At 71.2% G+C, this 26,192-nt stretch carries 24 protein-coding genes and 2 tRNA genes; 20 read left to right on the top strand and 6 right to left on the bottom strand.

Annotated elements, in window-relative coordinates; genetic code table 11:
• Positions 1–3 precede the first annotated feature (3 nt).
• Positions 4–1,689 carry a phospho-sugar mutase gene (locus tag DJ010_RS02740; protein ID WP_109692069.1) on the bottom strand — a complete coding sequence of 562 codons (1,686 nt, stop codon included), beginning with the start codon at positions 1,687–1,689 and terminating at the stop codon, positions 4–6.
• 64 nt (positions 1,690–1,753) lie between these two features.
• On the opposite strand from DJ010_RS02740, the gene DJ010_RS02735 reads away from it, so the two are divergent.
• From DJ010_RS02735 to DJ010_RS02715, 5 genes are read left to right on the top strand one after another with little or no spacing between them, the layout of a single operon-like run.
• On the top strand, positions 1,754–2,500 hold the full coding sequence (locus DJ010_RS02735; protein ID WP_109692068.1) for a hypothetical protein: 747 nt from the start codon (positions 1,754–1,756) through the stop codon (positions 2,498–2,500).
• Entirely contained in the window at positions 2,497–3,381 is an 885-nt protein-coding gene (locus DJ010_RS02730; protein WP_109692067.1) for a hypothetical protein, read from the top strand. The genes DJ010_RS02735 and DJ010_RS02730 overlap by 4 nt, the downstream gene beginning before the upstream one ends.
• Before the next feature lie 22 nt (positions 3,382–3,403).
• On the top strand, positions 3,404–3,847 hold the full coding sequence (locus DJ010_RS02725) for an SRPBCC family protein (protein WP_109692066.1): 444 nt from the start codon (positions 3,404–3,406) through the stop codon (positions 3,845–3,847).
• Positions 3,840–5,432 (top strand): fatty-acid--CoA ligase FadD1, encoded by a 1,593-nt coding sequence (gene fadD1, locus DJ010_RS02720; protein ID WP_245927149.1) that lies wholly within the window; start codon positions 3,840–3,842, stop codon positions 5,430–5,432. Before DJ010_RS02725 ends, fadD1 begins: the two co-directional genes overlap by 8 nt.
• Positions 5,433–5,489: 57 nt before the next feature.
• A complete protein-coding gene (locus DJ010_RS02715) occupies positions 5,490–6,950 on the top strand; it encodes a sulfatase-like hydrolase/transferase (protein ID WP_146207238.1) in 1,461 nt (486 codons plus the stop codon).
• A gap of 65 nt (positions 6,951–7,015) precedes the next feature.
• On the opposite strand, the gene DJ010_RS02710 is transcribed toward DJ010_RS02715, so the two are convergent.
• A complete protein-coding gene (locus DJ010_RS02710; RefSeq protein WP_109692064.1) occupies positions 7,016–7,840 on the bottom strand; it encodes an ABC transporter permease in 825 nt (274 codons plus the stop codon).
• Entirely contained in the window at positions 7,837–8,880 is a 1,044-nt protein-coding gene (locus DJ010_RS02705; RefSeq protein WP_109692063.1) for an ABC transporter ATP-binding protein, read from the bottom strand. Before DJ010_RS02705 ends, DJ010_RS02710 begins: the two co-directional genes overlap by 4 nt.
• Positions 8,881–8,941: 61 nt before the next feature.
• Here DJ010_RS02705 and DJ010_RS02700 point away from each other — a divergent pair, with 61 nt between their 5' ends.
• A complete protein-coding gene (locus DJ010_RS02700; RefSeq protein ID WP_211318623.1) occupies positions 8,942–9,904 on the top strand; it encodes a helix-turn-helix transcriptional regulator in 963 nt (320 codons plus the stop codon).
• Positions 9,905–10,027: 123 nt separating this feature from the next.
• On the opposite strand, the gene DJ010_RS02695 is transcribed toward DJ010_RS02700, so the two are convergent.
• From DJ010_RS02695 to DJ010_RS02685, 3 genes are read right to left on the bottom strand one after another with little or no spacing between them, the layout of a single operon-like run.
• Entirely contained in the window at positions 10,028–10,828 is an 801-nt protein-coding gene (locus DJ010_RS02695; protein ID WP_109692061.1) for a purine-nucleoside phosphorylase, read from the bottom strand.
• Positions 10,829–10,847: 19 nt separating this feature from the next.
• A complete protein-coding gene (locus DJ010_RS02690; RefSeq protein ID WP_109692060.1) occupies positions 10,848–12,362 on the bottom strand; it encodes a serine/threonine protein kinase in 1,515 nt (504 codons plus the stop codon).
• A gap of 29 nt (positions 12,363–12,391) precedes the next feature.
• Entirely contained in the window at positions 12,392–12,844 is a 453-nt protein-coding gene (locus DJ010_RS02685; RefSeq protein WP_109692059.1) for a gamma-glutamylcyclotransferase, read from the bottom strand.
• 34 nt (positions 12,845–12,878) lie between these two features.
• On the opposite strand from DJ010_RS02685, the gene lpdA reads away from it, so the two are divergent.
• From lpdA to clpX, 14 genes are all read left to right on the top strand, one after another.
• Positions 12,879–14,273 (top strand): dihydrolipoyl dehydrogenase, encoded by a 1,395-nt coding sequence (lpdA, locus tag DJ010_RS02680; protein WP_109692058.1) that lies wholly within the window; start codon positions 12,879–12,881, stop codon positions 14,271–14,273.
• Entirely contained in the window at positions 14,270–14,836 is a 567-nt protein-coding gene (locus DJ010_RS02675) for an HAD family acid phosphatase (RefSeq protein WP_109692057.1), read from the top strand. The genes lpdA and DJ010_RS02675 overlap by 4 nt, the downstream gene beginning before the upstream one ends.
• A 41-nt stretch (positions 14,837–14,877) precedes the next feature.
• Positions 14,878–16,293: an NAD(P)H-quinone dehydrogenase gene (locus tag DJ010_RS02670; RefSeq protein WP_245927148.1), complete on the top strand. Its 1,416-nt coding sequence runs from the start codon at positions 14,878–14,880 to the stop codon at positions 16,291–16,293.
• A 26-nt stretch (positions 16,294–16,319) separates the two neighbouring features.
• Entirely contained in the window at positions 16,320–16,841 is a 522-nt protein-coding gene (locus DJ010_RS02665) for a ribose-5-phosphate isomerase (protein ID WP_109692055.1), read from the top strand.
• A 2-nt stretch (positions 16,842–16,843) separates the two neighbouring features.
• Entirely contained in the window at positions 16,844–17,686 is an 843-nt protein-coding gene (locus DJ010_RS02660; RefSeq protein ID WP_109692054.1) for an Fpg/Nei family DNA glycosylase, read from the top strand.
• The gene (locus DJ010_RS02655; protein ID WP_109692487.1) at positions 17,683–18,729 is read left to right on the top strand and encodes a PP2C family protein-serine/threonine phosphatase; all 1,047 of its coding nucleotides are present in this window, start codon (positions 17,683–17,685) and stop codon (positions 18,727–18,729) included. Before DJ010_RS02660 ends, DJ010_RS02655 begins: the two co-directional genes overlap by 4 nt.
• A gap of 55 nt (positions 18,730–18,784) precedes the next feature.
• Positions 18,785–18,858 (top strand) — tRNA-Gly (locus tag DJ010_RS02650).
• 46 nt (positions 18,859–18,904) lie between these two features.
• Positions 18,905–18,977: transfer RNA gene (locus DJ010_RS02645), tRNA-Pro, on the top strand.
• Positions 18,978–19,014: 37 nt separating this feature from the next.
• Positions 19,015–20,451: a trigger factor gene (gene tig / locus DJ010_RS02640; protein WP_158282902.1), complete on the top strand. Its 1,437-nt coding sequence runs from the start codon at positions 19,015–19,017 to the stop codon at positions 20,449–20,451.
• 61 nt (positions 20,452–20,512) lie between these two features.
• Entirely contained in the window at positions 20,513–21,715 is a 1,203-nt protein-coding gene (locus DJ010_RS02635; protein WP_109692052.1) for an alpha/beta fold hydrolase, read from the top strand.
• 60 nt (positions 21,716–21,775) lie between these two features.
• Positions 21,776–22,258 carry an SRPBCC family protein gene (locus DJ010_RS02630; RefSeq protein WP_109692051.1) on the top strand — a complete coding sequence of 161 codons (483 nt, stop codon included), beginning with the start codon at positions 21,776–21,778 and terminating at the stop codon, positions 22,256–22,258.
• Positions 22,259–22,593: 335 nt separating this feature from the next.
• A complete protein-coding gene (locus tag DJ010_RS02625) occupies positions 22,594–23,199 on the top strand; it encodes an ATP-dependent Clp protease proteolytic subunit (RefSeq protein ID WP_109692050.1) in 606 nt (201 codons plus the stop codon).
• A gap of 4 nt (positions 23,200–23,203) precedes the next feature.
• Positions 23,204–23,812 carry an ATP-dependent Clp protease proteolytic subunit gene (locus DJ010_RS02620; RefSeq protein WP_109692049.1) on the top strand — a complete coding sequence of 203 codons (609 nt, stop codon included), beginning with the start codon at positions 23,204–23,206 and terminating at the stop codon, positions 23,810–23,812.
• Positions 23,813–23,916: 104 nt separating this feature from the next.
• Positions 23,917–25,203: an ATP-dependent Clp protease ATP-binding subunit ClpX gene (gene clpX, locus DJ010_RS02615; protein WP_109692048.1), complete on the top strand. Its 1,287-nt coding sequence runs from the start codon at positions 23,917–23,919 to the stop codon at positions 25,201–25,203.
• Positions 25,204–26,192 lie beyond the last annotated feature (989 nt).

Below are 26,192 nucleotides of genomic sequence, written 5' to 3'. Positions count from 1 at the left end.
CTGCTACGGCGCGATGCCGGCGGCAGCCGCGACGTCGGCCTTCATCGCCTCGAGGGTGGTGCTCGCCGCCGCCCGGGCCGCGGCGACGTCGCCGTCCGCGACCGGGACGACCACCTCGAGGTAGCACTTCAGTTTGGGCTCGGTGCCGCTCGGGCGCACGATCACCCTGGCGCCGTCGGCCAGCCGGTAGCGGAGGCCGTCGGTCGGGGGCAGGTCCGCGCTGCCCGTGCTGAGGTCCTCGGCCTGCTCGACCGCGAGCCCGCCCAGCTCCTGCGGTGGCGTCTCGCGGAGCCGGGCCATCGCGGTCGCGATCTCGCCGAGGTCGGTGACCCGCACCGACACCTGGTCGGTCGCGTGCAGCCCGTGCTCGACCGCGATCTCGTCGAGCAGGTCCTGCAGGCCGAGGCCGTCGGCCTTCGCGGCGGCGGCGAGCTCGCAGAGGAGCAGCAGGGCCGAGACCCCGTCCTTGTCCGCGACGTGCTCGGGGTCGACGCAGTAGCCGAGCGCCTCCTCGTAGCCGAAGGCCAGTCCCGGCAGCCGGCCGATCCACTTGAAGCCGGTCAGCGTCTCGACGTGCTCCTGGCCGGCGGCCGCCGCCAGCTTGCCGAGCAGCGAGGAGGACACGATCGAGGTGGCGTAGGTGCCGCGCTTGCCGCGCCGCAGGAGGTGGGAGGCGAGGAGGGCGCCGACCTCGTCGCCGCGCAGCATCCGCCAGCCGTCCGGGCCCGGGATCGCGGCAGCGCACCGGTCGGCGTCAGGATCGTTGGCCACCACGAGGTCGGCGTCGTTGCTCTCGGCGAGCGCCAGCGCGAGGTCCATCGCGCCGGGTTCTTCGGGGTTGGGGAACGCGACGGTCGGGAATTCGGCGTCCGGCTGCTCCTGGGCCTCGACCACCTGCGGCGAGGAGAAGCCCGCGGTCTCGAGCACCTGGACGACCGAGGTGCCGCCGACGCCGTGCAGCGGGGTGTAGACGACCGCGAGGTCGCGCGGGCCGTCGTCGGCGAGCGCGGCGACGGTGTCGAGGTAGGAGTCGACGATGCCCTCGTCGAGCACCCGGCCGCCGGTCGCCTTCAGGGGCTCCCGCGGCACGGACGCAAGGGTGCCGACGGCCGCGATCCGGGCCGCGATCTCGGCGTCGGCCGGAGGCACGATCTGGCTGCCGTCGCCGAGGTAGACCTTGTAGCCGTTGTCCTGGGGCGGGTTGTGGCTGGCCGTGACCATCACGCCCGCGACGCAGCCGAGCTCGCGGATCGCGTAGGCCAGCAGCGGCGTCGGGAGCGGCCGCGGCATGAGCAGCGGCGTCAGCCCGGCCCCGCTCATCACCTCGGCGGTGTCCTGCGCGAAGACGTCGGAGTTGTGGCGCGCGTCGTATCCGATGACGACGGGGCTGCCGGCGGCGGCGCCGTTGTCCATGAGGTACGACGCCAGGCCGGCCGCCGCGCGGATGACGACGACCCGGTTCATCCGGTTGGGACCCGCGCCGAGGGCGCCCCGCAGGCCCGCAGTGCCGAACTCGAGGGTGCCGCGGAACCGGTCGGCCAGGTCGGCGACGTCATCGGCGGCGTCGCCGGCGTCGTCCTCGATGCGGGTGATCAGGTCCTGGAGCTCCGACCGCGTGCGCTCGTCCGGGTCCTCGGCGACCCAGGCGCGTGCCTTCGAGAGGAGGACGTCGACGTCGGGCGTTGTCATGGACGGCAACGTTAGTGCCCGAAAGGGTGCAGGGAACCCGAGGGACGTCCTAGATTGCAGGGCGATGAAGATCTCGATGCGGCGACGTCCGGCGTCCGTCCTCCTCTGGTTCCCGGTGGCCGCGATCGTCGGCGCCCTGTTCCTGCTGCCCAGTGGGTCGGGGGCGGCAGCGAGGGCCGGGACATTGACGGTCACCCCGTACACCTCCTACTCCGACGGCCACACCACTGGCGGCCAGCTGCTGCACTTCTCCGGCGACGTGGGCAAGGGCGGGGTCAGGCTGTTCATGGAGCGCCGCGGCAACAAGACCTCGCCCTGGGTCCGCGTCCCGGACCCCCGCACCGGTGAGGACTTCAGCATCGTCACCCGACCGGACGGCAGCTTCGACTTCGACTTTCCCGCACCTGCGATGAACAACCCGTGGTTCCAGCTCGCGGGCGGCGGTGTGGACACCGAGGACTACCAGTTCCACTCCGTGTTCCCGGACGTCGAGGTCACCGGACCCACGTCGGCAACGGTCGGCAGCCTCCTCGTGCTGGGCGGGGACACCCGGCTCCGTCCGCAGGACGACCGCCCGATCATCGAGGGGCGCGGGGCCGCGCTGCAGGTCCGCGACGACACGGGGGAGTGGGAAACGGTCCGGACCGGCACGGTCGACGCCGGGGGCCAGATCACGTTCTCGGGCATCCTGGTGACCACCCCAGGCACCCTGACCTACAGGATCCGGCTGGACGACTGGCAGCAGGGCGGCGACGACATCGGGTGGCACCAGTCGCACCCGTTCACCGTCATGGTGGAGGTCCTCCGATGAGGGGCTCCACGCTGCGGCTCCTGGTCCTGGCGACCGCGCTCGTCGTCGGGCCGGCGACCCTCGCACCCGTCACCGCGGAAGCGCCCGGCCCCGTGGCGGCGGCCCGGGCGACCGACGGGACGACGGCCGCCAAGCGCTACGGCTGGGGCGAGGCACAGTGGGACTTCGGGTGGGAGTTCGGTGAGTCCCTGGGAGACGGGGCCTACACGGGCCGCAAGTTCGGACTCGGCTCCTGGTCCGACGACTCCACCGGCACCGGCCGGGTCGTGAAGTACGGCGGCGGGCTCGAGTTCCACAGCGGCGAGGTTGCGCAGTCCACCAACGCCCCGGATCGCGGGACCACCACCCTCCGGCTGGAGGGACTCCCGGCGAAGCGCGGCCGGTGGGAGCTGCGGGAGCGGATCCACTTCTACCCGGACCGGGACGCCCCCGGCGGGAAGCCCTACCGGTTCGTCGTCGAGCTGGTCCCCGAGGACCCGGCGCAGTACGACTGCGGCAGGCACAACATCACCGTCGCCGACACCGTGGTCGGCGGGTCGACGGTGAAGATCCAGGCCAATGCCGGCGGCACCTCGTGGCGGAAGACGCTCAAGGGTTTCGGTCGCAAGGGGGACGAGGACGACCGGTTCTACGGTCTCCAGATCACCAAGAAGCGGATCACCTGGTTCGTCAACGGCACCGCGGTCGCGTCGTTGGCGGCCGCCGCGGCACTGCCGAAGACCCCGATGACGGTGCGGATGAGGCTCGTCGGTGAAGGGAACGACACCGAGATGAAGAAGACCGACATTCGGATCGACTGGGTGCGCGGCTTCGACCTGGCTCGCGGGAAGAAGACCCCGAAGGGGGCGTCTCTCACGAAGGGCCGCGGCGTCGCCTGCTGACCCCTTCCCGGATGATGGGCGGGTGCGGACGTCGTACTCCTTCGCTGCGTCGTGGGTCACCGAGGCTCCCCTCGACGACGTGGCCGCGACCGTGCTCGACCTCGAGCGCTACCCGGAGTGGTGGCCACAGGTGCGGGCCGTGGCGCGGATCAGCGACGACAGCGCGCGGGTGCTGTGCCGCTCGGCGCTGCCGTACACGCTCGACCTGGTGCTCGACGCGCTCTCACGGGAGGCTCCGGTGCTCGAGGTGGCAGTGACCGGCGACCTCGACGGCTGGGTGCGCTGGACGCTCACTCCCGAGGGCCCGGACCGGACGAGGACCGACTTCACGCAGGCAGTCGCGGTGGACGGCGCGCTGGCGCTGGCGTCGTACGTCGCCCGGCCGCTGTTGAGCTGGAACCACCACCGGATGATGCGGGGCTGTGAGAACGGCTTGCGGGCCCGGTTGGGGGGCACGCGTGGCTGAGACGATGCGCGACCTGCTGCTGGCGCATGCCGGCAGCGACCGGGTGGGGTTGGCGTTCGAGGACCGGCGGTGGACCTGGCAGCAGGTGCTGAGCGCGAGTGCCGCGCGGGCGCGTGTGCTGCGCGACCTGCTCGAGCCGGAGCGGCCGCCCCACGTGGGCGTGCTGATGGAGAACACGCCCGAGATGGCGATGGCGATCCTTGCCGGTGCGCTCGGTGCGCACGTCACGGTGGGCATCAACGCGACCCGCCGCGGCGAGGCGCTCGCTGCCGACGTCCGCCGGGCGGACTGCCAGCTCCTGCTGACCGACGCCGACCACCGAAGGCTCCTGGACGGCCTCGACCTCGGCGGGATCCCGGTCGTGGAGGTCGACACCGACGCGTGGGCCGCGCAGGTGGCCGAGGCCGACGGCGGCCTCGACGGGTTTCCAGCGTCGGCCGCCGACGACCTGTTCATGCTCATCTTCACCTCGGGCACGAGCGGCGACCCCAAGGCGGTGCGGCTGACCCACCGGATGCCGGTGTTCGCCGGCGAGATGCTCGTCGACCGGTTCTCGTTGACCGCCGCCGACGTCTGCTACTGCTCGATGCCGCTCTTCCACAGCAACGCCGTCGCCGCGTGCCTGGCGCCGGCGGCCGCCGCGGGCGCGACGCTGGCGCTGGCGCGGCGGTTCAGCGCGAGCGGGTTCCTCGCCGACGTCCGGCGGTACGGCGCGACGTACCTCAGCTATGTCGGCAAGCCGCTCGCCTACGTGCTGGCCACGCCCGAGCGACCCGACGACGCCGTCAACCCGCTGCGGGTGGCGTTCGGCAACGAGGCGTCGGACCGTGACATCGCGGAGTTCGGGCGTCGGTTCGGCTGCGTCGTGGCCGACGGCTTCGGCTCGACCGAGAACGCGGTGGTGGTGAGCCGGGTGCCGGGCACGCCGCCGGGGTCGATCGGACAGCCGGCGCCGGGTGTCGCCGTGCTCGACCGCGAGACGGGCGCGGAGTGCCCGCGGGCGGTCGTCGACGGCAGCGGCGCCGTCACCAACCTCGACGCGTGCGTCGGCGAGCTGGTCAACACCACCGGAGCGGGGTTCTTCGCCGGCTACTACAACGACGACGAGGCGACCGGCGAGCGGATGCGGGGTGGCCAGTACTGGTCGGGCGACCTCGCCTACCGCGACGAGGACGGGTGGGTCTACCTCGCCGGCCGCACCTCCGACTGGCTGCGGGTGGACGGGGAGAACCTCGCGACGGCGCCGATCGAGCGGCTGCTGCTGCGGCACGAGGCGATCAGCCAGGCGGCGGTCTACGCCGTGCCCGACCCGCTCGTCGGAGACCAGGTGATGGCCGCAGTGGTGCTGCGCGACAGCGCGAAGCTGTCGCCCGACGAGCTCGAGCGGTTCCTCGCCGGGCAACCGGACCTGTCGCCGAAGGCGTGGCCGAGGTTCGTCCGCATCGCCGCGGCGCTGCCGAGCACCGCCACCAACAAGGTGCTCAAGCGCGAGCTGGCCGCCGAGGCCACCGCGACGTCGGACCCGGTCTGGGTGCGGGAGGAGCGGAGCACGTCGTACGACGTGATGGACGCCCCGTTGCAGTGAGGCAGCGACTTCCGAGAACCGCCTGGATGACCGCCTCTCCTCGGCTAGTTTCTGCGCGTGAGAGCTCGGGGAGTGGTCGCTGCTGTGGTGCTCGTGCTCGTCGCGATGGCGATGAGCACGCTCGCCGGCGTCGGCGTCCCCAGCGTGTCGGGCTCGGTCGAGGAACGGGCCGGCCGGCGGGCCCCGGCGCCCAACATCGTCGTGTTCCTCACCGACGACATGCGGGCCGACGAGCTGCGGTTCCTGCCGAAGACCCGCAAGCTGCTGGTCCAGCAGGGCGTGCGCTTCACCAACGCCATCTCGCCGCACCCGATGTGCTGCCCGGCCCGGGCCGAGCTGGTCACCGGCCAGTACGGCCAGAACAACGGGGTGCGCCACAACACCGGGCGCTGGGGTGGCGCCAAGAGCCTCGAGCGGCCCGACCAGAACGTCGGGCGCTGGCTGTCCGCCGCGGGGTACCGCACGTCGTACCACGGGAAGTACCTCAACGGCTACGAGCGGATGCAGCCGCGCCGTGAGCCGGCCGGATGGACGTTCTGGGACGCGCAGGTCAGCGGGATCTACACCTACCAGCGCGGTCGGTTCTTCAACGGTGACCGGGTGCGCAACGAGTACGTCACGACGACGATGACCCGCCGTTCCCACGAGACGCTCGGCCGGTTCGCGAAGGGGCGGGCGCCGTTCTTCATGGTCGTCAACCACGTCGCACCGCACGGGACGCTCACCCGACCGCAGCTGCCGCGGTGGCAGGCGAAGTACCGGAGGGCCTACCTCCGGGTGCGCCCGCCGTCGTTCGACAAGCCGTCGTTCAACGAGCAGCGGATCGGCGACCTGCCGCGCGGACTGCGGACGGGCAAGGTCAGCCGGGCCCGGATGAGCCGGCTCTTCCACGCGCGGGTGCGGGCGCTGCGGTCGGTCGACGACTCGATCGCCGCGACCGTACGACGCCTCGCCCGACTCGGTGAGCTGGACGACACCTACCTCGTCCTCACCTCCGACAACGGGTTCGCCCTCGGGGAGCACCGGCTGGCATCGAAGAACTACCTGTTCGACGAGATCCTCGACGTCCCCCTCGTCGTCCGCGGCCCCGGCTTCGAGCCCGGCACCACCGACGACACGCCGGTCACGCTCGTCGACCTGGTCGCCACATTTGTCGACTGGGCGGATGCCCGCCCCGGTCGCCGGCTCGACGGAGTCAGCATCGAGCGGCTGCGCGGCCGCCGCGGCGTGCGCGACACGATCCTGGTGCAGACCGGCGACCAGAAGGCCGACCGCACGCCGGGGTGGGACTACCGCGGCGTCACCACCGACCGCTACCTGTTCGGCCTGCGGGCCGGCTCCCGCAACGTCGGCATCCTCTTCGACCGCGAGCGCGATCCCTACGCCCTGCGGAACCGGTTCTGGGACCGCGACTACCGCGCCGTCCGCCGCGAGCTCACCCGTCGCACCCGCACCCTCTCCCGCTGCTCCGGCGCGGCCTGCAACCAGGTCTTCGGTCCCGTCCCCCCGCCGCGCTAGCCCCGACCCCGCTCGAAAAAGACGCCGACCCGGCTCGTTCGAACGAGCCGGGTCGACGCGCTGCTTCAGCTGGCGGCCTTCATCGCCTTGACGCCGATCCAGAGACCGAGGACGCCCACGACCAGCGAGCCGGCGGCGCCGGAGAGGACGACGTCGACGGGGAAGTCGCCGGCGAAGAGGGCGCGCTCGGCGTCCACGATGTAGCGCAGCGGGTTGAGGTCGGAGGCCGTCTGGAGCCAGCCGGGGGCGCCGTCGAGGGGGAGCAGGACGCCGGCGAGCAGCAGGAACGGGAAGATGACCGTCTGCTGCACGGTCCAGAACACCCAGGCCTGGTCCTTCGCGACGACCGCGAGGGCGAGGCTGGCCGCACCGAGGCCGACGCTGAACGGCACCAGCACGACGATGCCGACGACGATCCCGACCAGGTGCACGTCGAACGCGAACGGGGCGACGGCGACCACGATGACCAGGGTCTGCAGCACCAGCGGCACCATCTCGCGCAGCGACTTGCCGATGAGCAGCGCCGAGCGCCGCACCGGCGAGACGAGCAGCCGCTCGAAGGAGCCGCTGATGATCTCCTCGCTGAGGTTGGCGCCGGTGAACGAGGCGCTCATCAGCGCGGTCATCGAGACGATGCCGGGCACGAACCACTGCAGCGCCGACCCGGTCGGGGTCTCCGGCAGCAACGGCGCGAACAGCGCCAGGAAGACCAGCGGCTGCACCATCGCGAAGAGGACCGAGGCCGGGTTGCGGAGCACCGGCATCAGCTCGCGGAGGAACACGTTGCCGATGTCGGCGAGCAGGCCGACCGGCTTCGCCGCGACAGGGGTACGACGGACGGTGGGCGCCGTGGCGACCGACTCCGGGGTCTGGTTGATGGCGATGGTCATGCTGCCTCTCCTTCGAGCTCGTTGCCGGTCTGGTCGGTCTGGTCGCTCTGGTCGGTCTGGTTGGTCTCGCGCAGGCTGCGGCCGGTCAGGTTGAGGAAGACGTCGTCGAGGGTCGGCCCGACGACCTCCATCCGGGTCACCGGCGTCCCCGCGGTGGCGAGGTCGGCGACCAGTCCGGGAGCGGCGTCCCGGCCGAACGGCGCGCGGAGGTCGACCCGCGTGCCGGTCACCGAGACCTGGGCGCCGGGGAGCCGGTCGGCCCGGCGGGCGGCCGCCAGAGCGTCGTCCGGGCTCGCGAGCTCCAGGCTCACCAGGTCGCCGAGCGCCGACTTGAGCGCTGCCGCGGTGTCGTCGGCGATCATCCGGCCGTGGTCGATGACGATCACGCGGCCGGCGAGGGCGTCGGCCTCCTCGAGGTAGTGGGTCGTGAGGACGATCGTCGTGCCGAGGTCGGCGTTGAGCCGGCGCACCTGCTCCTGCAGGTTCACCCGGTTCTGGGGGTCGAGACCGGTCGACGGCTCGTCGAGGAACAGGATCGTGGGCTCCTGCACCAGGCCGATCGCGACGTCGAGGCGACGCCGCTGACCGCCGGAGAGCCGGGAGACAGGGCGGTCGGCGTGCTCGGTGAGGTCGAACGCCTCGAGCAGCTCCTCGGTCCGTGCCCGGGCGTCGCGACGCGACAATCCGTGCGCGCGGGCCTGGGAGAGCAGCTCGTCCCGGCCGCGGTACTGGTGGCCGGCGGCGTTGCCCTGGCCGACGTAGCCGATGGAGCGTCGGACCGCGGCCCGGTCCTTCGTGACGTCGAAGCCGGCGACCTCCGCCGTTCCCGACGTCGGCGCGATCAGCGTCGTCAGCATCCGGAGCGTCGTCGACTTGCCGGCTCCGTTGGGACCGAGGAAAGCGACCAGCTCGCCGGGCGCGATCTCCAGGTCGAGACCGCGCACGGCCTCGATCGTCTGCTTGTTGCGGGTGTAGTGGCGGGTGAGCCCGACGGTGCGGATCACCGGCCCGGTGGCGGGAGAGGTGTGGTGGTTGCTCATGACGACAACGTTAGGAACCAATCCGGTCAGTTTCTGTCCTGATTCGAAATAGACTGGAGACATGAGCACGAGTGCCCGGATGCTGCGCCTGCTGTCCCTCCTCCAGACCCACCGCTTCTGGTCGGGGATCGAGCTCGCCGACCGGCTCGAGGTGAGCGACCGGACGTTGCGGCGGGACGTCGACCGCCTCCGCGACCTGGGGTACGACGTCGACGCCGTCCGGGGTGCCGCCGGCGGCTACCAGCTCCGCGCCGGGTCGAACCTGCCGCCGCTGCTCCTCGAGGACGAGGAGGCGGTCGCGATCGCGGTCGGGCTCCGGTCGACCGCCGGTGGCAGTGTCGGCGGGATCGAGGAGACGTCGGTCCAGGCGCTGACCAAGGTGATCGCGCTGATGCCGCCCCGCCTGCGGCGGCGGATGGACGCGTTGAAGACGCAGACCGACGCGACGCCCTGGTCGGGCGGGCCGGTCATCGACGCCGGTGTCCTCACGGCGCTCGCGCAGGCCTGTCGCGACGACGAGGCCGTGGCGTTCGACTACACCGCCGCCGATGGCACCGCGTCGGGTCGGCGGGTCGAGCCGCACCGGCTGGTCAACCTCGGCCGCCGGTGGTACCTCGTCGCCTACGACCGCGACCGTCAGGACTGGCGGACGTTCCGGATCGACCGGGTCTCCGGCGCGCCGAGGCCGACCGGCCAGCGGTTCCGCCCGCGCGAGCTCCCGCTCGGGGACGCGGTGGCGTTCGTGAAGTCCGGCCTGCGGACACAGCCACAGCGTCACGAGGTCCGGGTGCGGGTCGCGGCCCCGGCCGAGCAGGTCGAGGCGGTGATGGGTCGCTGGGGCACCGTCGAGCAGGTCGACGGTGCGGACGGGGAGGTGTGCCGGATGGTGCTCAACACCGACACCCTCGACTGGCCGGTGCTGGTCCTCGCCAACCTCGACTGCGACTTCACGGTCGAGGGTCCGGACGAGCTGTCCGAGCTCCTGACGCGCCTCGGACGGCGGATCATGAAGGTCGTCGAGTAGGAGCGAGCGCAGCGAGCGACATATCGAGACGCCGCTTTTCGCGCGACGGCGTCTCGATACATCTTCGCTCGTGCCTCACGACAGATCGCGCTGGCGCGCTCGGGCTGCTCGACGACCGAGAGCCTAGATCTTCGGGACGACCCTGGTCAGGAGCTCGCCCATCCGGGTGGCCGCCGCGCGCCCGGCCTCCAGCACCTCGGCGTGGTCGAGCGGCTCGCCGCTCATGCCCGCGGCCAGGTTGGTGACCAGGCTGATGCCGAGGATCTCCATGCCCGCCTCGCGGGCGGCGATCGCCTCGAGCGTGGTGCTCATGCCCGCCAGGTGGCCGCCGATCGCGCGGACCATCCCGATCTCGGCGGGCGTCTCGTAGTGCGGCCCGGGGAACTGCACGTAGACGCCCTCGTCGAGCGAGGGGTCGATCTCGCGGCAGACGGCGCGCAGCCGCGAGGAGTAGAGGTCGGTGAGGTCGACGAAGTTCGCGCCCACGATCGGCGACTGGCCGGTCAGGTTGATGTGGTCGCTGATCAGCACCGGGGTGCCGGGCGTCCACGTCTCCTTCAGGCCGCCGCAGCCGTTGGTGAGCACGATCGCGCGGCAGCCGGCCGCGGCCGCCGTACGCACGCCGTGGACGACGGCGGCGACACCCCTGCCCTCGTAGTAGTGGGTGCGGCTCAGGAAGACCAGCGCCTGCTGGTCACCGACCCGCACCGACCGGATCTTGCCGGAGTGCCCGGCGACCGCCGCGGCGCTGAAGCCGGGCAGGTCGGTGGTCTCGATCTCGGCCGTCGTCTCGCCGAGCATCTCGGCGGCGGGCAGCCAGCCCGATCCCAGCACGAGCGCGATGTCGTGGCGGGCGACGCCGGTGAGCTCGGTGAGGCGGGCGGCGGCCTGGGTGGCCAGGTCGTACGGCGAGGGCTCGGTCACGCCGCACACCCTAGTTCCACTAGGGGAGGAGGCCGCTCTCGACGTAGCCGTGGCGCACCCGCTGCGGGTGGTTGCCGACCGGCAGGTAGGCGAGCTGCTTCTTGGTCTCGGTCGAGAGCACGGCGACCGCGTCGTTGTCGGAGAGCGAGACCCAGCAGGTGTCGTCGAGGCCCTCGGTCACCCAGTAGGGCTTGCCGTACTTCTTGCCGGTCGTCCGCGCGTCGAAGTACTGCGCCGCTCCCGTGTCTGCGTCGACGAGTGCCGCGTAGTTGTCCATCGTCCCGGCCACGCAGAGCGTCTCGCCGTCCTCGCTGATCGCGATGCCGTGGTGCGCGGAGTCGTTGACGTACTGCTCGTAGGGCATGCCCGGCACCCGGTTCTCCAGCTGGACGACCCCGGTCACCGCGCCACGGGCAGGCTCCGACTTCGTGCCGAGCGTGTAGTCGGTGGTGCCGTTGAGGTCGGCGGCCTCGGTGTCGAACTCGACGTAGCCGTGCAGGAACGAGACCTGGAGGTAGAGCCGACGCCCGTCCGGGTGCAGGGCGACGGGCCGGACCGCGCTGCTCATGCCCGGGAACCCGGCCTCGGCGAGCTCGTGCTTCATGTCCCAGCGCTCGAGGACCTCGAAGGAGTCGGTGTCGACGTACTGCAGCCAGCGATCGGCCTTGACTGCCTCGTCGAGCACGTCCCAGGGCAGCTTGGCGACCAGCTTGTCCAGCCGGAACCGACTGATGCCGAGACGGGTGAGGGGCACCCCGAGCAGGCGGCCGTCGACCGGGTCGGTGTCGTCGAGCGGCGTGTAGACGCGGCCGATCGACGCGTGCAGGATGCGCTCGCCGTCGAGGGTGTAGTTGCTCTCGTGCGGGGTCTCGCCGGACTCGAAGGTGCGCAACCGGTCGCCGAGCTTGACCACGGTGCCGTCGGGGAGGGTCTCGTCCACCATGGAGTACTCGATGACCTGCCGCGCGGTCGAGTCCGAGACCAGGAGCCGTCGGCCGTCGTTGGAGACCTGCATGTGGTCGGTGCGGTACCCGTCCATCTGCTGCTCGCGCACGATCGCGCCGGGGAGGCCGCGCACCGCCTTGCGGATGTCGATCCAGACCACGTCGGCGAAGCTGGGGCGGGACACCGCGAGGTACTTCCCGTCCAGGGTGGTGAACATGTCGTCGACGTACTGGTTGTGGCCCTGGCCCGCTGTGGCGGCAACGGCGAGGAAGAACACCAGGCCGACCGGGTCGGTGAGGAGGTCGCGCGTCTCCTGGACCTTGTCGGGGATCAGATTCACGCCGCGCTTGAGGACGTTGAACGTGTGCGCGTCGACGATGCTCGCGGTGCCGTCCCAGTTGTTGCCGACCCACATCACGTCGCGCAGCCCGGTGGGAGCCGCGCGGACCGCGATCGGCGCCTCGATGGACTCGATCGACCCGCGGTCGGACCGGTCGGACCGGTCGGCGTCCGGGGCCGCTGCAACGCTGCCGCAGGCAGCGGTCGCGGCGGCGAGGGCAAGGGTGACGAGAGCAGCAGCAGTACGCACGACCTGCTAACGAGGGGAGGGCCGTTGCGTCACAGTCCGGTCGAGCGGCACGGCCGGCGGCGCAGCGCCGCGACGTAGTCCGCCGGAGCGTCGGCCGCCTCGGCGGCGTCGGCCAGCACGCCCAAGTACGACGCCGAGGGCAACCCGCCCTCGTAGGCGTCGAGCACGTAGGTCCACGCCACCACCGACCCGGTGAGCGTCGCGACCCGCACCTTGGTCTTCCGGTAGAGGCCAGAGTCGGCCGACTCCCACTCGTCGAGCAGCGGCTCGTCCTGCGGGCTGACGTCGTAGAGCGCGACGAAGACCTGCTCGAAGGGGTCTTGCACGATCGTCGCCAGCGCGCCGTCCCAGCCGTGCTCCTCGCCCCCGAACGTGAGCCGCCAGCCGGTCAGCCAGCCGGTCGTCTGGAGAGGGGAGTGGGGGCACCGCTCACCCATCCGCAGGGGGTCGAGGTTCGTCCCGTAGGCGGCATAGGTCGGCACGGGGTCAGGTTAGACGGCTGAGTAGGCTCGGTGCGTGACCCACTTCGATGTCCTCGTCCTCGGCGCTGGCCCCGGTGGCTACGTCGCCGCCATCCGCGCCGCCCAGCTCGGCAAGTCCGTTGCCGTGGTGGAGGAGAAGTACTGGGGCGGCGTCTGCCTCAACGTCGGGTGCATCCCGTCGAAGGCGCTGCTGCGCAACGCCGAGATCGCGCACATCATCACCAAGGAGAAGGACACCTTCGGGATCTCCGGTGAGCCCACGATGGACTTCGGCGTCACCCACGCTCGCAGCCGCAAGGTGGCGGAGGCGAGCGCCAAGGGCGTCCACTACCTGATGAAGAAGAACAAGATCACCGAGATCGACGGCTGGGGCACGCTGACCGGTCCGAAGGAGATCGACGTCGAGAAGGACGGCGAGAAGTCGTCGTACACCTTCGACAACCTGATCATCGCCACCGGCGCCACCGTGCGTCTGGTGCCCGGGGTCGAGCTCAGCGAGAACGTCGTGACCTACGAGGAGCAGATCCTCACCGACCAGCTCCCCGGGTCGATCATCATCGGCGGCTCGGGCGCGATCGGCGTCGAGTTCGCCTACGTCATGAAGAACTTCGGCGTCGACGTCACCATCGTCGAGTACCTCGACCGGATGGTGCCCACGGAGGACGCCGACGTCTCCAAGGAGCTCGCCCGGCAGTACAAGAAGCTCGGCGTCAACGTGCTGACCTCGACCGCGGTGAAGAAGGTCGAGGACACCGGCTCGGGCGTGAAGGTGACCGTCGCTCCCGCCGACGGCGGCGACGAGGAGGTGCTCGAGGCCGACAAGTTCCTCGCGGCGTTCGGTTTCGCCCCGCGGGTCGAGGGCTTCGGGCGCGAGGCCGCCGGCGTCGAGCTGACCGAGCGCGGCGCGATCGCGGTCGACGCGCGCGGGCGCACGAACGTCGACGGCGTCTACGCCATCGGCGACTGCACCGGCAAGCTGATGCTGGCCCACACCGCGGAGGCAATGGGCGTGGTCGCCGCCGAGACGATCGCGGGCGCGGAGACCATGGAGATCAACTTCGACATGATCCCGCGGGCGACCTTCTGCCAGCCGCAGATCGCGTCGTTCGGCTACTCCGAGGCGCAGGCCAAGGAGAAGGGATACGACGTCAAGACGGCCTCGTTCCCGTTCTCGGCCAACGGCAAGGCCCGTGGCATGGCCGAGGGCGTCGGCTTCGTGAAGATCATCGCCGACGCCGAGCACAACGAGCTGCTCGGCGCCCACATGATCGGGCCGGAGGTCACCGAGCTGCTCCCGGCGCTGACGCTGGCGCAGCAGTGGGACCTGACCGCCGACGAGGTCGCGCGCAACGTGTTCGCCCACCCCACGCTCTCGGAGGCGATGAAGGAAGCCATCGAGGGCATCGCCGGCCACATGATCAACCTTTGACCCGGGTCGTCGCGCTCCTCGTCGCCGCCGTCCTGGCGCTGGCGGCGCTGACCGCGCTGACCACGTTGCCGGCGGCTCCTGCTGCGGCGCACCCGCTGCCGAGCAAGAAGGAGTGGCTCGCCGACGTCCGGGAGGCGATGAGCGGGTCGCACCGGTGGCTGGAACGGCGCGCGGACCGCGGAGGCCGCACGGCCGTCGTGCTCGACATCGACAACACGGCGATCGCCAGCCACTACGCCTTCCCGCGGCCGGTGCGCCCGGTGCTGCGGTTCGCCCGGCACGCCCGCGAGCTGGGCGTCCAGGTCCACTTCGCGACCGCCCGCCGGCAGTCCGAGCTGGAGGGCATCACCCGGGTGCTGCGCCGGGCCGGCTACCGGTTCACCGACGTCTGCGGCCGGCACCGCGGCGAGTCGATCGAGCACGGGAAGCTGCGCTGCCGCCGCGCGCTGGAGCGGGACGGACGCGCGGTGATCGCCATGGTCGGCAACCGGTCGACCGACTTCCGCGGCGGTCGCTGGGAGCGGGCGTTCCGGCTGCCCAGCTATCGCGACCGGCTGAACTGACCCGGACCGACCGGGGAGAGAGGACTGCAACAATGACGGCCATGTCTCGCGTGGTGATCATCGGCGGCGGTCCCGGCGGGTACGAGTCGGCGCTGGTCGCCGCCCAGCTCGGGGCCGAGGTGACCGTCGTCGACACCGACGGGCTCGGCGGGTCCGCGGTGCTCACCGACTGCGTGCCGAGCAAGACGCTGATCGCGACCGCGGAGCTGATGACCGAGATGGCGGACGCCGCCGAGCTCGGCATCGAGTCGCGCGACCACCAGGGCGACCCGAGCACCACCCTCGAGGTCGACCTGGCCACGGTCAACGCGCGGGTGAAGCGGCTCGCCGCCGACCAGTCCGCCGACATCGCCCGCCGGCTCGAGCGCGACGGCGTCCAGGTCGTCCGCGGTCGCGGCCGGCTCGACGGCCCGGGCACGGTCGCCGTCGAGCTCGCCGACGGCCCCTCGACAGGCTCAGGAGAGTCCGGCACCGACACGATCACCGCCGACGCCGTGCTGCTCGCGACCGGCGCCGCGCCCCGGACGCTGCCGAGCGCGGTGCCCGACGGCGAGCGGATCCTGACCTGGGAGCAGGTCTACGACCTCACCGAGGTGCCGACCGGGCTGATCGTCGTCGGGTCCGGCGTGACCGGCGCGGAGTTCGCGAGCGCCTACCTCGCCCTCGGCATCCCGGTGACGCTGGTGTCCTCCCGCGACCGGGTGCTGCCCGGCGAGGACGCCGACGCCGCGCAGGTGCTCGAGGACGTCCTCACCCGCCGCGGCATGAACGTGCTCGGTCAGTCACGGATGGAGTCGGTCACCAGGGACGGCGACGTCGTCACCGTGCGGCTCACCGACGGCCGCGAGGTCCAAGGGTCCCACTGTGTGCTCGCGCTCGGCTCGGTGCCCAACACCAGCGACCTCGGGCTCGAGGAGGCCGGGGTCATCACGGACGACGGCGGCTTCGTCAAGGTCGACCGGGTCTCCCGCACGTCGGCACGGGGTGTCTACGCCGCCGGCGACTGCACCGGCGTGCTGATGCTGGCCTCGGTCGCCGCGATGCAGGGCCGGATCGCCATGTGGCACTTCCTCGGCGACGCCGTCGCCCCGCTCGACCTCAAGCAGGTCGCCTCGAACGTGTTCACCGCACCGGAGATCGCGACCGTCGGCTGGTCCCAGCGCGCGATCGACGCAGGCGAGATCCAGGCCGAGACGGTGATGCTGCCGCTCAAGGGCAACCCGCGGGCCAAGATGCAGGGCGTCCAGGACGGCTTCGTGAAGCTGTTCTGCCGGCCCGGCACGGGCATCGTCGTGGGCGGTGTCGTCGTCGGCCCGCGCGCCAGTGAGCTCATCCACCCGGTGTCGCTCGCCGTCGCCGAGTCGATCACCGCCGACCAGCTCGCCCAGGCCTTCACGGTGTACCCGTCGATGAGCGGATCGGTCGCCGAGGCCGCCCGTCGTCTCCATCATTTCTGACGTGCCGGTCTGCAAGGATGAGCGCCATGCGCGTGCATCTCGGATGTGACCACGCCGGTCTGGAGCTCAAGAGCCACCTGACCGGCTGGCTCGTCGACCACGGGTACGAGCCGGTCGACCACGGACCCTTCGTCTACGACGCCGTCGACGACTACCCGGTCTTTTGCCTGCGCGCGGCCGAGGGTGTCGTCGCCGACCGGGCCGCCGGCCTCGACAGCCTCGGCGTGGTCATCGGCGGTTCCGGCAACGGCGAGCAGATCGCGGCCAACAAGGTGAAGGGGATCCGCGCCGCGCTCGCCTGGTCGGAGGAGACCGCGGCCCTGGCGCGCGAGCACAACGACGCCTGGGTCGTCGCCGTCGGCGGCCGCATGCACACGCTCGACGAGCTGACCCGTCTGGTCGAGGTCTTCCTCGGCACGCCGTTCCCCGGCGACGAGCGGCACGTGCGCCGGATCGGCCAAATGGCGTCGTACGAGAGCACCGGCGAGCTCCCGCCGCTACCCGCATCGGCCCAGGCGGTCACCGCCCCTGCCCCCGACGACGCCTAGCCATGCCCGAGGGCCACACCCTCCACCGGCTCGCCCGCGAGATCTCCGAGGTGTTCGGGGACCGGCAGGTGCGCGTCGGCAGCCCGCAGGGGCGGTTCGCCGACAGCGCCGCCCGGATCGACGGCGCCGAGGTCCGCGGCGCCGACGCCTGGGGCAAGCACCTGTTCATCGACTTCGGTGACGACCGGTTCGTCCACGTGCACCTCGGGCTGTACGGCGGGTTCGCCGTGCACGACCTGGTCGAGGAGGTGCCGCCGCCGGTCGGCGAGGTCCGGCTGCGGCTGGTGCGCACCGACGGCAAGGCGTACGCCGACCTGCGTGGCGCGACGACCTGTGCGCTGGTCACGACGGCCGAGCGCGACGCCGTCGTCGCGCGGATCGGTCCCGACCCGCTGCGCGCCGACGCCGACCCCGCCCTCGCCTGGGCCCGGATCAGCAGGAGCTCCGCGCCGATCGGCACCCTGCTGATGGACCAGTCGGTCGTGGCCGGCGTCGGCAACGTCTACCGCGCCGAGCTCCTGTTCCGGCACCGGATCCACCCGCTGCGGCCGGGCCGGACGCTCCGGGCGGGCCAGTGGCAGGCGATGTGGGACGACCTGGTCGTGCTCATGAACGAGGGCGTTCGCACCGGTGTCATCGACACGGTCCGGCCCGAGCACACCCCGGAGGCGATGGGCCGCGCGCCGAGGGCCGACGACCACGGGGGAGAGGTCTACGTCTACCGCCGCACCGGCCAGCCCTGCCACGTCTGCGGGCGGGCGGTCCGCACGGAGGTGCTCGGCGGCCGCAACCTGTTCTGGTGCACCCGGTGCCAGCCGGTCTTCCGGTCGAGGGCCGCCTCATGAGAAGCCGCCGGGTCCTCAGGCCGTCCCCGGAGCAGCTGCTCGTCGTCGGCCTCGTCCTGCTCGCCGGCGGCGTCGTCGTCGGGGTCGCCCTGATGCCCGACAACTTCCCGTTCACAGCCCTCAACGTGCCGTTGCTGGTGGGCGCTCTCCTGCTCCGGCCGCGGACCCTGGTCTGGTTCGTCTCGTTCGTCATCGTGATGGTCGCGGCCTCGGCCGCGCTCCAGGACGAGTACACGACGCGCACCGTCGCCGCGCTGGTCGTGCTCGGCGCCGTCTGCGTCTTCGTGATCGTGATCAGCGCGCGCCGCAGCGTCCTGGGCATCGGCGGGCGGCGTGGGGAGTCGATGCTGGTCGACCTCCGCGACCGGATCCTCGCCCAGGGCACGATCCCGGTCCTGCCCGACAGCTGGCTGGTCGAGTCGGCGATGTCCTCGGCCGGCGGCTCGCCGTTCGCCGGCGACTTCGTCGTCGCGACCACCCGTGACGACGGGCAGCGGTTCGAGGTCGCGGTGGTCGACGTGTCCGGCAAAGGCGAGGCGGCCGGCACCCGGGCGCTGCAGCTGTCGGGCGCGATGGGCGGCCTGCTCGTCGAGCTGCCGCCGCACCGGTTCCTCGAGGCCGCCAACCACTACCTGCTCCAGCGCGACTGGGACGAGGGCTTCGCCACCGCCGTGCACCTCTCGGTGGACCTGACCACCGGCTCCTACGAGGTGCGCACGGCCGGCCACCCGCCTCCGGTGCACCGCTCCGCGGGGTCGGGACGCTGGCAGGTGATCCGGAGCGAGGGCCCGGTGCTCGGCCTGATCGACGGGGCGACGTACGAACCGGTCCAGGGGCGGCTCGCCTCGGGCGACGTGCTGCTCCTCTACACCGACGGCATGGTGGAGGAGCCGCGCCGCGACATCGAGCTCGGCATCGACGAGATGCTGGGCGTCGCCGAGCACCTGTTCCGCAACTCGTTCGACGGCCTGGCCGAGCGGCTGGCCGCCAAGGTCGGCTCGCGCGACGACGACCGCGCGCTGCTGCTGGTCCACCGACGGTGACGGTTGGGGAGCGCACGCCTTGCTGTGGCACGATGACACCCGCGTTTGCACGCGCGCGGATGTAGCTCAATGGTAGAGCCCCAGTCTTCCAAACTGGCTACGCGGGTTCGATTCCCGTCATCCGCTCCAAGGAGCATCCGGCGACCCTGAACGAGGGCCGTCGGGGGCCTCTTGGCGGGGCGTAGCGTAGTGGCTAGCGCGCCTGCTTTGGGAGCAGGAGATCGCAGGTTCGAGTCCTGTCGCCCCGACGCACCACCTGACATTCATCTGAAGGAGAACAAGCCTGTGAAGAGCGCCGTCGAGACCTTGAGCCCGACCCGGGCCAAGCTGACCGTCGAGGTGCCCTTCGAGGAGCTCAAGCCGAGCCTCGACGCGGCGTACCAGAAGATCGCGCAGCAGATCAACATCCCCGGCTTCCGCAAGGGGAAGGTGCCGCCGCAGATCATCGAGCGGCAGTTCCCCGGCGCGGCGCGCGAGGAAGCCCTCAACGACATCCTCGGCAGCAAGTACGTCGAGGCGCTGCAGGAGAACGACCTCGTGCCGCTGGCGCAGCCCGACGTCGAGGTCGTCAAGTACGACGACGAGGGCCCGCTCGAGTTCACCGCCGAGGTGGACATCAAGCCCGAGATCTCCCTGCCCGAGAACACCGAGGGCCTCGAGGCGTCGGTCGACGACGTCGAGGTCACCGACGAGGACGTCACCGAGCAGGTCGCCGCGCTGCGGGGCCGTTTCGGCACGCTCATCGACGTCGAGCGTCCCGCCCAGGAGGGCGACTTCGTCGTCATCGACCTCAAGGCGGTCAAGGACGGCGAGCCCGTCGAGGGTGGCGAGGTCACCGGCTTCTCCTACGAGGTCGGCCGCGGCGGCATGATCGACGGTCTCGACGACGCCCTCGCCGGCCTGTCGGCCGGCGAGGACAAGACCTTCACCTCCCAGCTCGTCAACGGCGACCTGGTCGGCGAGGACGTCGAGGTCTCGGTGACCGTCCACCAGGTCCAGGAGCAGGAGCTCCCCGACCTCGACGACGACTTCGCCCAGATGGCCTCGGAGTTCGACACCTTCGCCGAGCTCGAGGCCGACGTCCGCGAGCGGCTCCAGCGCGGCAAGCGGCTCGAGCAGGCGGCCGCCGCGCGCGACGCCGTGCTCGAGGCGCTGCTCGACAAGGTCGAGGTCCCGCTGCCCGAGAACCTGGTCACCGAGGAGCTCAACGCCCGCCGCCAGAGCGTCGAGCAGCAGCTGGCCTACGCCGGGATGACGCTGGAGGCGTACCTCGAGGACGAGGGCCAGACCCAGGAGGAGTTCGAGGCCGACCTCGAGCGTCGGGTCCGCGACGCCGTCGCCGCCCAGTTCCTGCTCGACGAGATCGCCGACCGCAGCGAGATCGGCGTCGACCAGGCCGAGCTCACCCAGCACATGGTGCGCCGCGCGCAGCAGTCCGGCCAGGACCCGCAGGAGTTCGTCAACCACATGCTCGAGCACAACCACGTGCCCGAGATGGTCCAGGAGATCCGCCGCGGCAAGGCGCTTGCCGAGCTGGTCGAGAGCGCGGTCGTCAAGGACGCCTCCGGCAACCCGGTCGAGCTGAAGAACCTCCGCCCCGACGGCACCATCGGTGACCCCGAGGACGAGGCCGCCGAGGCCGACGAGGCCGCCGAGGCCGCTGAGGCCGCTGAGGCCGCCGAGGCGCCGGCCGACGAGGCCGCCGAGTCCACCCAGGACTGAGCACCGACACGCCGATGGCCCTTCAGTGCACACCTGTGCACTGGAGGGCTATCGTGCGTCCATGGACACCGCGACCGCCCCGCCGGCGCCCGGCCCCACCCTCGTCGACGCGCTCTCGCTGCTCGCCGAGGTGGCCGACGAGCTCGTCGTCGGCAGCGCACGGGACACCCACGAGGCGGTCACCCGCCGGATCCACGGCGTCCTCCGCCTGGGGCTCGGCTCGACGGCGACGCCGGTGGAGGTCGCGCACCGCGGCATCGCCGGCGCGGTCTACGGCGGGCTGGGCCTGGCCCTGCGCGGGGCGAGCTCGGGCCTCGACCGGCTGGCAGCCGCCGGGATCGGTGGCCCGCGGCTCGAGGACGGCGCGCGCGGACGGTTCGTCACCTCCGCCGTCAACGGGCTGATCGGGGACCAGCTGCTCCGCGAGCGGCCGCAGCTGGCGCTGCCGATGACCGTCCGGGCCGGTGGGCGCGACGTCCTCCCCGAGCCCGACGCGCTGGCGGCGTCGTACCCCGACGCCACCGGTCGAGTCGTCGTGTTCCTCCACGGCCTCTGCGAGAACGAGTCGTACTGGAGCCTCCACCGCGAGCGCACCGGCACGACGTACGGCGAGGCGCTGACCGGCCTCGGCTGGACCCCCGTCTACCTCCGCGCCAACACCGGCCTCCCGATCCGCGAGAACGGCGTCGCCCTTGCCGCCCTGCTGCGCGACCTCGTCGCCTCCTGGCCGGTCGACGTCGAGCGGATCGCGCTCGTCGGCCACTCGATGGGCGGACTGGTCATGCGGGCTGGGCTCAACGTGCTCGCGCTCGCCTCGGCGGACCAGCTGACCGCCACCTGGACCGACCGCGTCACCGACGTGGTGACGCTCGGCTCCCCCCACCGCGGCGCCCCCATCGCGTGGGGCATCGGCCACGGCAGCCGGCTGCTGGCGCTGCTGCCCGAGACCTCCGCCTTCGGCCGGGTCCTCGACAAGCGGTCGGAGGGCGTCCGCGACCTGGTCGACGGCTACGTCGACGAGCTGCCACCGCTCAAGGAGGCGCGGTACCGCCTGGTCGCGGCCACCGTCACCTCCTCCGCCCGGCACCCCGTGGGCTCCTACGTCGGCGACTACCTGGTCCGCCCGCACTCCGCGGTCGGCCGCGACAAGCGCGGCGCCGAGCTCTTCCCCGACGCCGAGACCCTCCACGTCGGCCGCACCGACCACTTCGGCATCCTCAACCACCCCGAGGTGCTCGCCGCGCTGAAGCGCTGGCTCGCCTGACCGGTGCTCTCCTGACGAACGGCCCGAGCGGTCGGGCGGCCGTTCTGCCACCATCGCCCTGTGACTGGAACCAGTGCAGAGCGCGAGCTGCGGGCCGAGGCCACGGTCGAGGCGCCGCCGGAGCGGGTGTGGGAGCTCCTGACCGACTTCTCCAACATGGCCGAGTGGAGCCCGGAGACGGTGAAGATGCTGCCGCTCAAACGGGGTGGCCTGCGGGTCGGCCAGTGGTACCTGGGCATCAACCGCCGCAAGGCCGTCGTCTGGCCGACCCGTTCGGTCGTCGCCGCGGTCGAGCCCGGCCGGCGGCTGGTCTGGGACACCAGGTCGAGCGGTGCGCAGTGGGTCTGGGAGCTGGAGGCCGACGGCACCGGCACCCGCGTCGTCCACCGCCGCCCGGTGCCGAAGGGCGCGACCCTGTCGAGCAAGCTCTTCGCCCCGGCCTTCCTCGGCGGCAACGAGGGCCACGCGGACGAGCTCGAGCAGGGGATGGCGCGCACCGTCGCCGGGCTCAAGGCCGCCGCGGAAGGCTTGGTCGTCGACTAACCCTGGTCGTCGAGTAGCCCTGGTCGTCGAGTAGCCCTGGTCGTCGAGTAGCCGCCGCGAGGTACGAGCGGCGGCGTATCGAGACGCCGTACGTCGAGCTGCGGCCGTCCCCACCGCGGGCGGGCACGTCACCGGGTCTCGAGACGCGCCGTCGCGAGCTCGTTCCTCGCTCGCGGGCGCTCCTCGACCTGCGCGCCTTTTCGGCGTCCGTCCTCGTTCCTCGGACGGCGCGCCGGGCGCTTCCGCTGTCGGCGAACAGGGCCCGAGATCCCGTGGTTCCGGGGCCCCGGACGGCTAGTGTCGCCACCGTGACTCAGATTCCCAGCGGCCCCGCGATGAACGGCGCGCCCGGACTCAACCTGCTCGACGACAACATCTACAGCCGGCTGCTCCGCGAGCGGATCGTGTTCCTCGGCTCCGAGGTGCGCGACCAGAACGCCAACGCGATCTGCGCCCAGCTGCTGCTGCTGTCGGCGGAGGACCCCGAGGCCGACATCTTCCTGCACATCAACAGCCCCGGCGGCTCGGTGGACGCGGGGATGGCGATCTACGACACGATGAACTACATCCCCAACGACGTCGCGACCGTCGGCATGGGGCTTGCGGCGTCGATGGGCCAGTTCCTGCTCTGCGCCGGCACCAAGGGCAAGCGCTACGCGCTGCCGCACGCGCGGATCATGATGCACCAGCCGTCGTCCGGCATGGGGGGCTCGGCGTCCGACATCAAGATCCAGGCGCAGCAGTCGCTGCACATCAAGAAGGTGCTGCTCGAGCTGATCTCGGCGCACACCGGCCAGTCGGTGGAGCAGGTCACCACCGACGCCGACCGCGACCGCTGGTTCACCGCCGACGAAGCCCTCGAGTACGGCCTCGTCGACAAGGTCATCAAGAGCGCCCGCGAGGCCACCGACGAGGGCCGGCCCGCCCACAAGAAGGACTGAGCACATGAACTACTACATCCCGCAGTGGGAAGAGCGGACGTCGTACGGCTTCCGGCGCATCGACCCCTACGCCAAGCTGTTCGAGGACCGCATCATCTACCTCGGCACGCCGATCTCCGATGAGGTCGCGAACGCCGTCATCGCGCAGCTGCTCTGCCTGCAGTCGATGAATCCCGACCAGGACATCAGCATCTACATCAACAGCCCCGGTGGCTCGTTCACCGCGCTGACCGCGATCTACGACACGATCCAGTTCATCAAGCCAGACGTGCAGACGGTGTGCATCGGCCAGGCGGCCTCGGCGGCCGCGATCCTGCTCGCCGCCGGCACCCACGGCAAGCGGCTGGCGCTGCCGAACAGCCGGATCCTCATCCACCAGCCCTACACCGAGGGCACGTTCGGCCAGACCTCCGACATCGAGATCCAGGCCAACGAGATCCTCCGGATGCGGGAGATGCTCGAGCGGATGATCAGCGACCACAGCAACAAGTCGATCGACGAGGTCAGCCGCGACATCGAGCGCGACAAGATCCTCACCGCGGAGCAGGCGATCGAGTACGGTCTCATCGACTCGGTGCTCGCCTCGCTCAAGGGCACGCCCGCGCTCGCCTGACCGCCAAATGTTCCACTCCGACCCGCCGCTCGTGTCCGCTCCCCCGGGAGGGGCGCGACGGGGTACGGTCGGGGAAGTTCGTATGACTGTGAGGAGTACCGCCCGTGGCACGCATCGGTGACGGAGGCGACCTGCTCAAGTGCTCTTTCTGCGGGAAGAGCCAGAAGCAGGTCAAGAAGCTGATCGCTGGCCCCGGCGTCTACATCTGCGACGAGTGCATCGATCTCTGCAACGAGATCATCGAGGAGGAGCTCAACGAGGGCGCCGAGGTCGGCCTCGACGAGCTGCCGAAGCCGAAGGAGATCTTCGACTTCCTCAACTCCTACGTGATCGGCCAGGAGCAGGCGAAGAAGTCGCTGGCGGTGGCGGTCTACAACCACTACAAGCGGGTCCAGGCCGGCGTGCAGCCGGGCATCGGCGACGGCAAGGGCAAGCACGCCAAGGACGAGCACGTCGAGGTGGCGAAGTCCAACATCCTCGTGATCGGCCCCACCGGCTGCGGCAAGACCTACCTCGCGCAGACGCTGGCCCGGATGCTCAACGTCCCGTTCGCGATCGCCGACGCCACCGCGCTGACCGAGGCCGGCTACGTCGGTGAGGACGTCGAGAACATCCTCCTCAAGCTGATCCAGGCCGCCGACTACGACGTCAAGAAGGCCGAGACCGGCATCATCTACATCGACGAGATCGACAAGGTGGCCCGCAAGGCCGAGAACCCGTCGATCACGCGCGACGTCTCCGGCGAGGGCGTCCAGCAGGCGCTGCTGAAGATCATCGAGGGCACTACCGCCTCGGTCCCGCCGCAGGGCGGCCGCAAGCACCCGCACCAGGAGTTCATCCAGATCGACACGACGAACATCCTGTTCGTCGTCGGTGGTGCCTTCGCCGGGCTCGAGCACATCATCGAGCAGCGGGTCGGCAAGAAGACCCTGGGCTTCACCGCGGAGGTCCGCGGCAAGGAGGAGAAGGAGGCGGAGGACCTGCTCCAGCTCGTCCGCCCCGAGGACCTCACCAAGTTCGGCTTGATCCCCGAGTTCATCGGCCGGCTCCCGCTCATCGCCAGCGTCTCCAAGCTCGACCGTGAGGCACTGGTGCAGATCCTCACCGAGCCGCGCAACGCACTGGTGAAGCAGTACAAGAAGCTCTTCGAGCTCGACGGCGTCGACCTCGAGTTCACCGAGGACGCCATCGATGCGATCGCCGACAAGGCCATGGAGCGCGGCACCGGCGCCCGCGGCCTGCGCGCCATCATCGAGGAGGTCCTCCTCCACGTGATGTACGACGTCCCCTCCCGCGGCGACGTCGAGAAGGTCGTCGTCACCCGAGAGGTCGTCGACGACGACGTCGCGCCGACACTCGTGCTGCGCGAGAAGAAGAAGAAGTCCGCCTGAGGCAACCGGTCGTCGAGTAGCCGTCGCGAGGAACGAGCGACGGCGTATCGAGACCCAGCGACGTGCCCACCCGACGGTGGGAACGGCTGGCGTCGTGGCGACGGGCCCTTCGATACGACGGCTTCGCGGCGCCGGCTCCGGTCGTCGAGTAGGAGCGAGCGCAGCGAGCGACGTATCGAGACGTAGTGACGTGCCCACCCGACGGTGGGGACGGTTGGCGTACGGCCGCAGGGCGTCTCGATACGGCCTCGCCTGGCGGCTCGGCCTACTCGACGACCGGCGGCGCTGGCCACGGTCGTCGAGTAGGAGCGAGCGCAGCGAGCGACGTATCGAGACGTAGTGACGTGCCCACTCGACGGTGGGGACGGTTGGCGTACGGCCGGGGGGCGTCTCGATACGGCCTCGCTTGGCGGCTCGGCCTACTCGACGACCGAAGGGTTCGGCCTACTCGACGACCGAAGGGCTCGGCCTACTCGACGACCGGAGGCGCTGGCTTCGGTCGTCGAGTAGGAGCGAGCGCAGCGAGCGACGTATCGAGACGTAGTGACGTGCCTACTCGACGGTGGGGACGGTTGGCGTACGGCCGCAGGGCGTCTCGATACGGCCTCGCCTGGCGGCTCGGCCTACTCGACGACCGCAGGCGCTGGCTCTGGTCGTCGAGTAGGAGCGAGCGCAGCGAGCGACGTATCGAGACGTGGTGACGTGCCTACCCGACGGTGGGACGGTTGGCGTACGGGTGTGGGCGTCTCGATACGGCCTCGCCTGGCGGCTCGGCCTACTCGACGACCGCAGGCGCTGGCTCTGGTCGTCGAGTAGGAGCGAGCGCAGCGAGCGACGTATCGAGACGTAGTGACGTGCGCACCCGACGGTGGGACGGTTGGCGTTGTGGCGGCGGGCGTCTCGATACGGCCCCGCCTGGCGGCTCGGCCTACTCGACGACCGAAGGGCTCGGCCTACTCGACGACCGAAGGGCTCGGCCTGCTCGACGA

The organism is Nocardioides silvaticus, assembly GCF_003160695.1.
In the GTDB taxonomy this organism is placed as follows: domain Bacteria; phylum Actinomycetota; class Actinomycetes; order Propionibacteriales; family Nocardioidaceae; genus Nocardioides; species Nocardioides silvaticus.
This window is presented reverse-complemented; position numbering and strand designations above follow the sequence as displayed.

Excerpts from the sequence above, each read along its gene's own strand:
- DJ010_RS02740 (WP_109692069.1), bottom strand. The coding sequence starts at position 1,689 with ATGACAACGCCCGACGTCGACGTCCTCCTCTCGAAGGCACGCGCCTGG.
- DJ010_RS02735 (WP_109692068.1), top strand. The coding sequence starts at position 1,754 with ATGAAGATCTCGATGCGGCGACGTCCGGCGTCCGTCCTCCTCTGGTTC.
- DJ010_RS02730 (WP_109692067.1), top strand. The coding sequence starts at position 2,497 with ATGAGGGGCTCCACGCTGCGGCTCCTGGTCCTGGCGACCGCGCTCGTC.
- DJ010_RS02710 (WP_109692064.1), bottom strand. The coding sequence starts at position 7,840 with ATGACCATCGCCATCAACCAGACCCCGGAGTCGGTCGCCACGGCGCCC.
- DJ010_RS02705 (WP_109692063.1), bottom strand. The coding sequence starts at position 8,880 with ATGAGCAACCACCACACCTCTCCCGCCACCGGGCCGGTGATCCGCACC.
- DJ010_RS02700 (WP_211318623.1), top strand. The coding sequence starts at position 8,942 with ATGAGCACGAGTGCCCGGATGCTGCGCCTGCTGTCCCTCCTCCAGACC.
- DJ010_RS02670 (WP_245927148.1), top strand. The coding sequence starts at position 14,878 with ATGTCTCGCGTGGTGATCATCGGCGGCGGTCCCGGCGGGTACGAGTCG.
- DJ010_RS02665 (WP_109692055.1), top strand. The coding sequence starts at position 16,320 with ATGCGCGTGCATCTCGGATGTGACCACGCCGGTCTGGAGCTCAAGAGC.
- DJ010_RS02660 (WP_109692054.1), top strand. The coding sequence starts at position 16,844 with ATGCCCGAGGGCCACACCCTCCACCGGCTCGCCCGCGAGATCTCCGAG.
- DJ010_RS02655 (WP_109692487.1), top strand. The coding sequence starts at position 17,683 with ATGAGAAGCCGCCGGGTCCTCAGGCCGTCCCCGGAGCAGCTGCTCGTC.
- DJ010_RS02635 (WP_109692052.1), top strand. The coding sequence starts at position 20,513 with ATGGACACCGCGACCGCCCCGCCGGCGCCCGGCCCCACCCTCGTCGAC.
- DJ010_RS02625 (WP_109692050.1), top strand. The coding sequence starts at position 22,594 with ATGAACGGCGCGCCCGGACTCAACCTGCTCGACGACAACATCTACAGC.
- DJ010_RS02620 (WP_109692049.1), top strand. The coding sequence starts at position 23,204 with ATGAACTACTACATCCCGCAGTGGGAAGAGCGGACGTCGTACGGCTTC.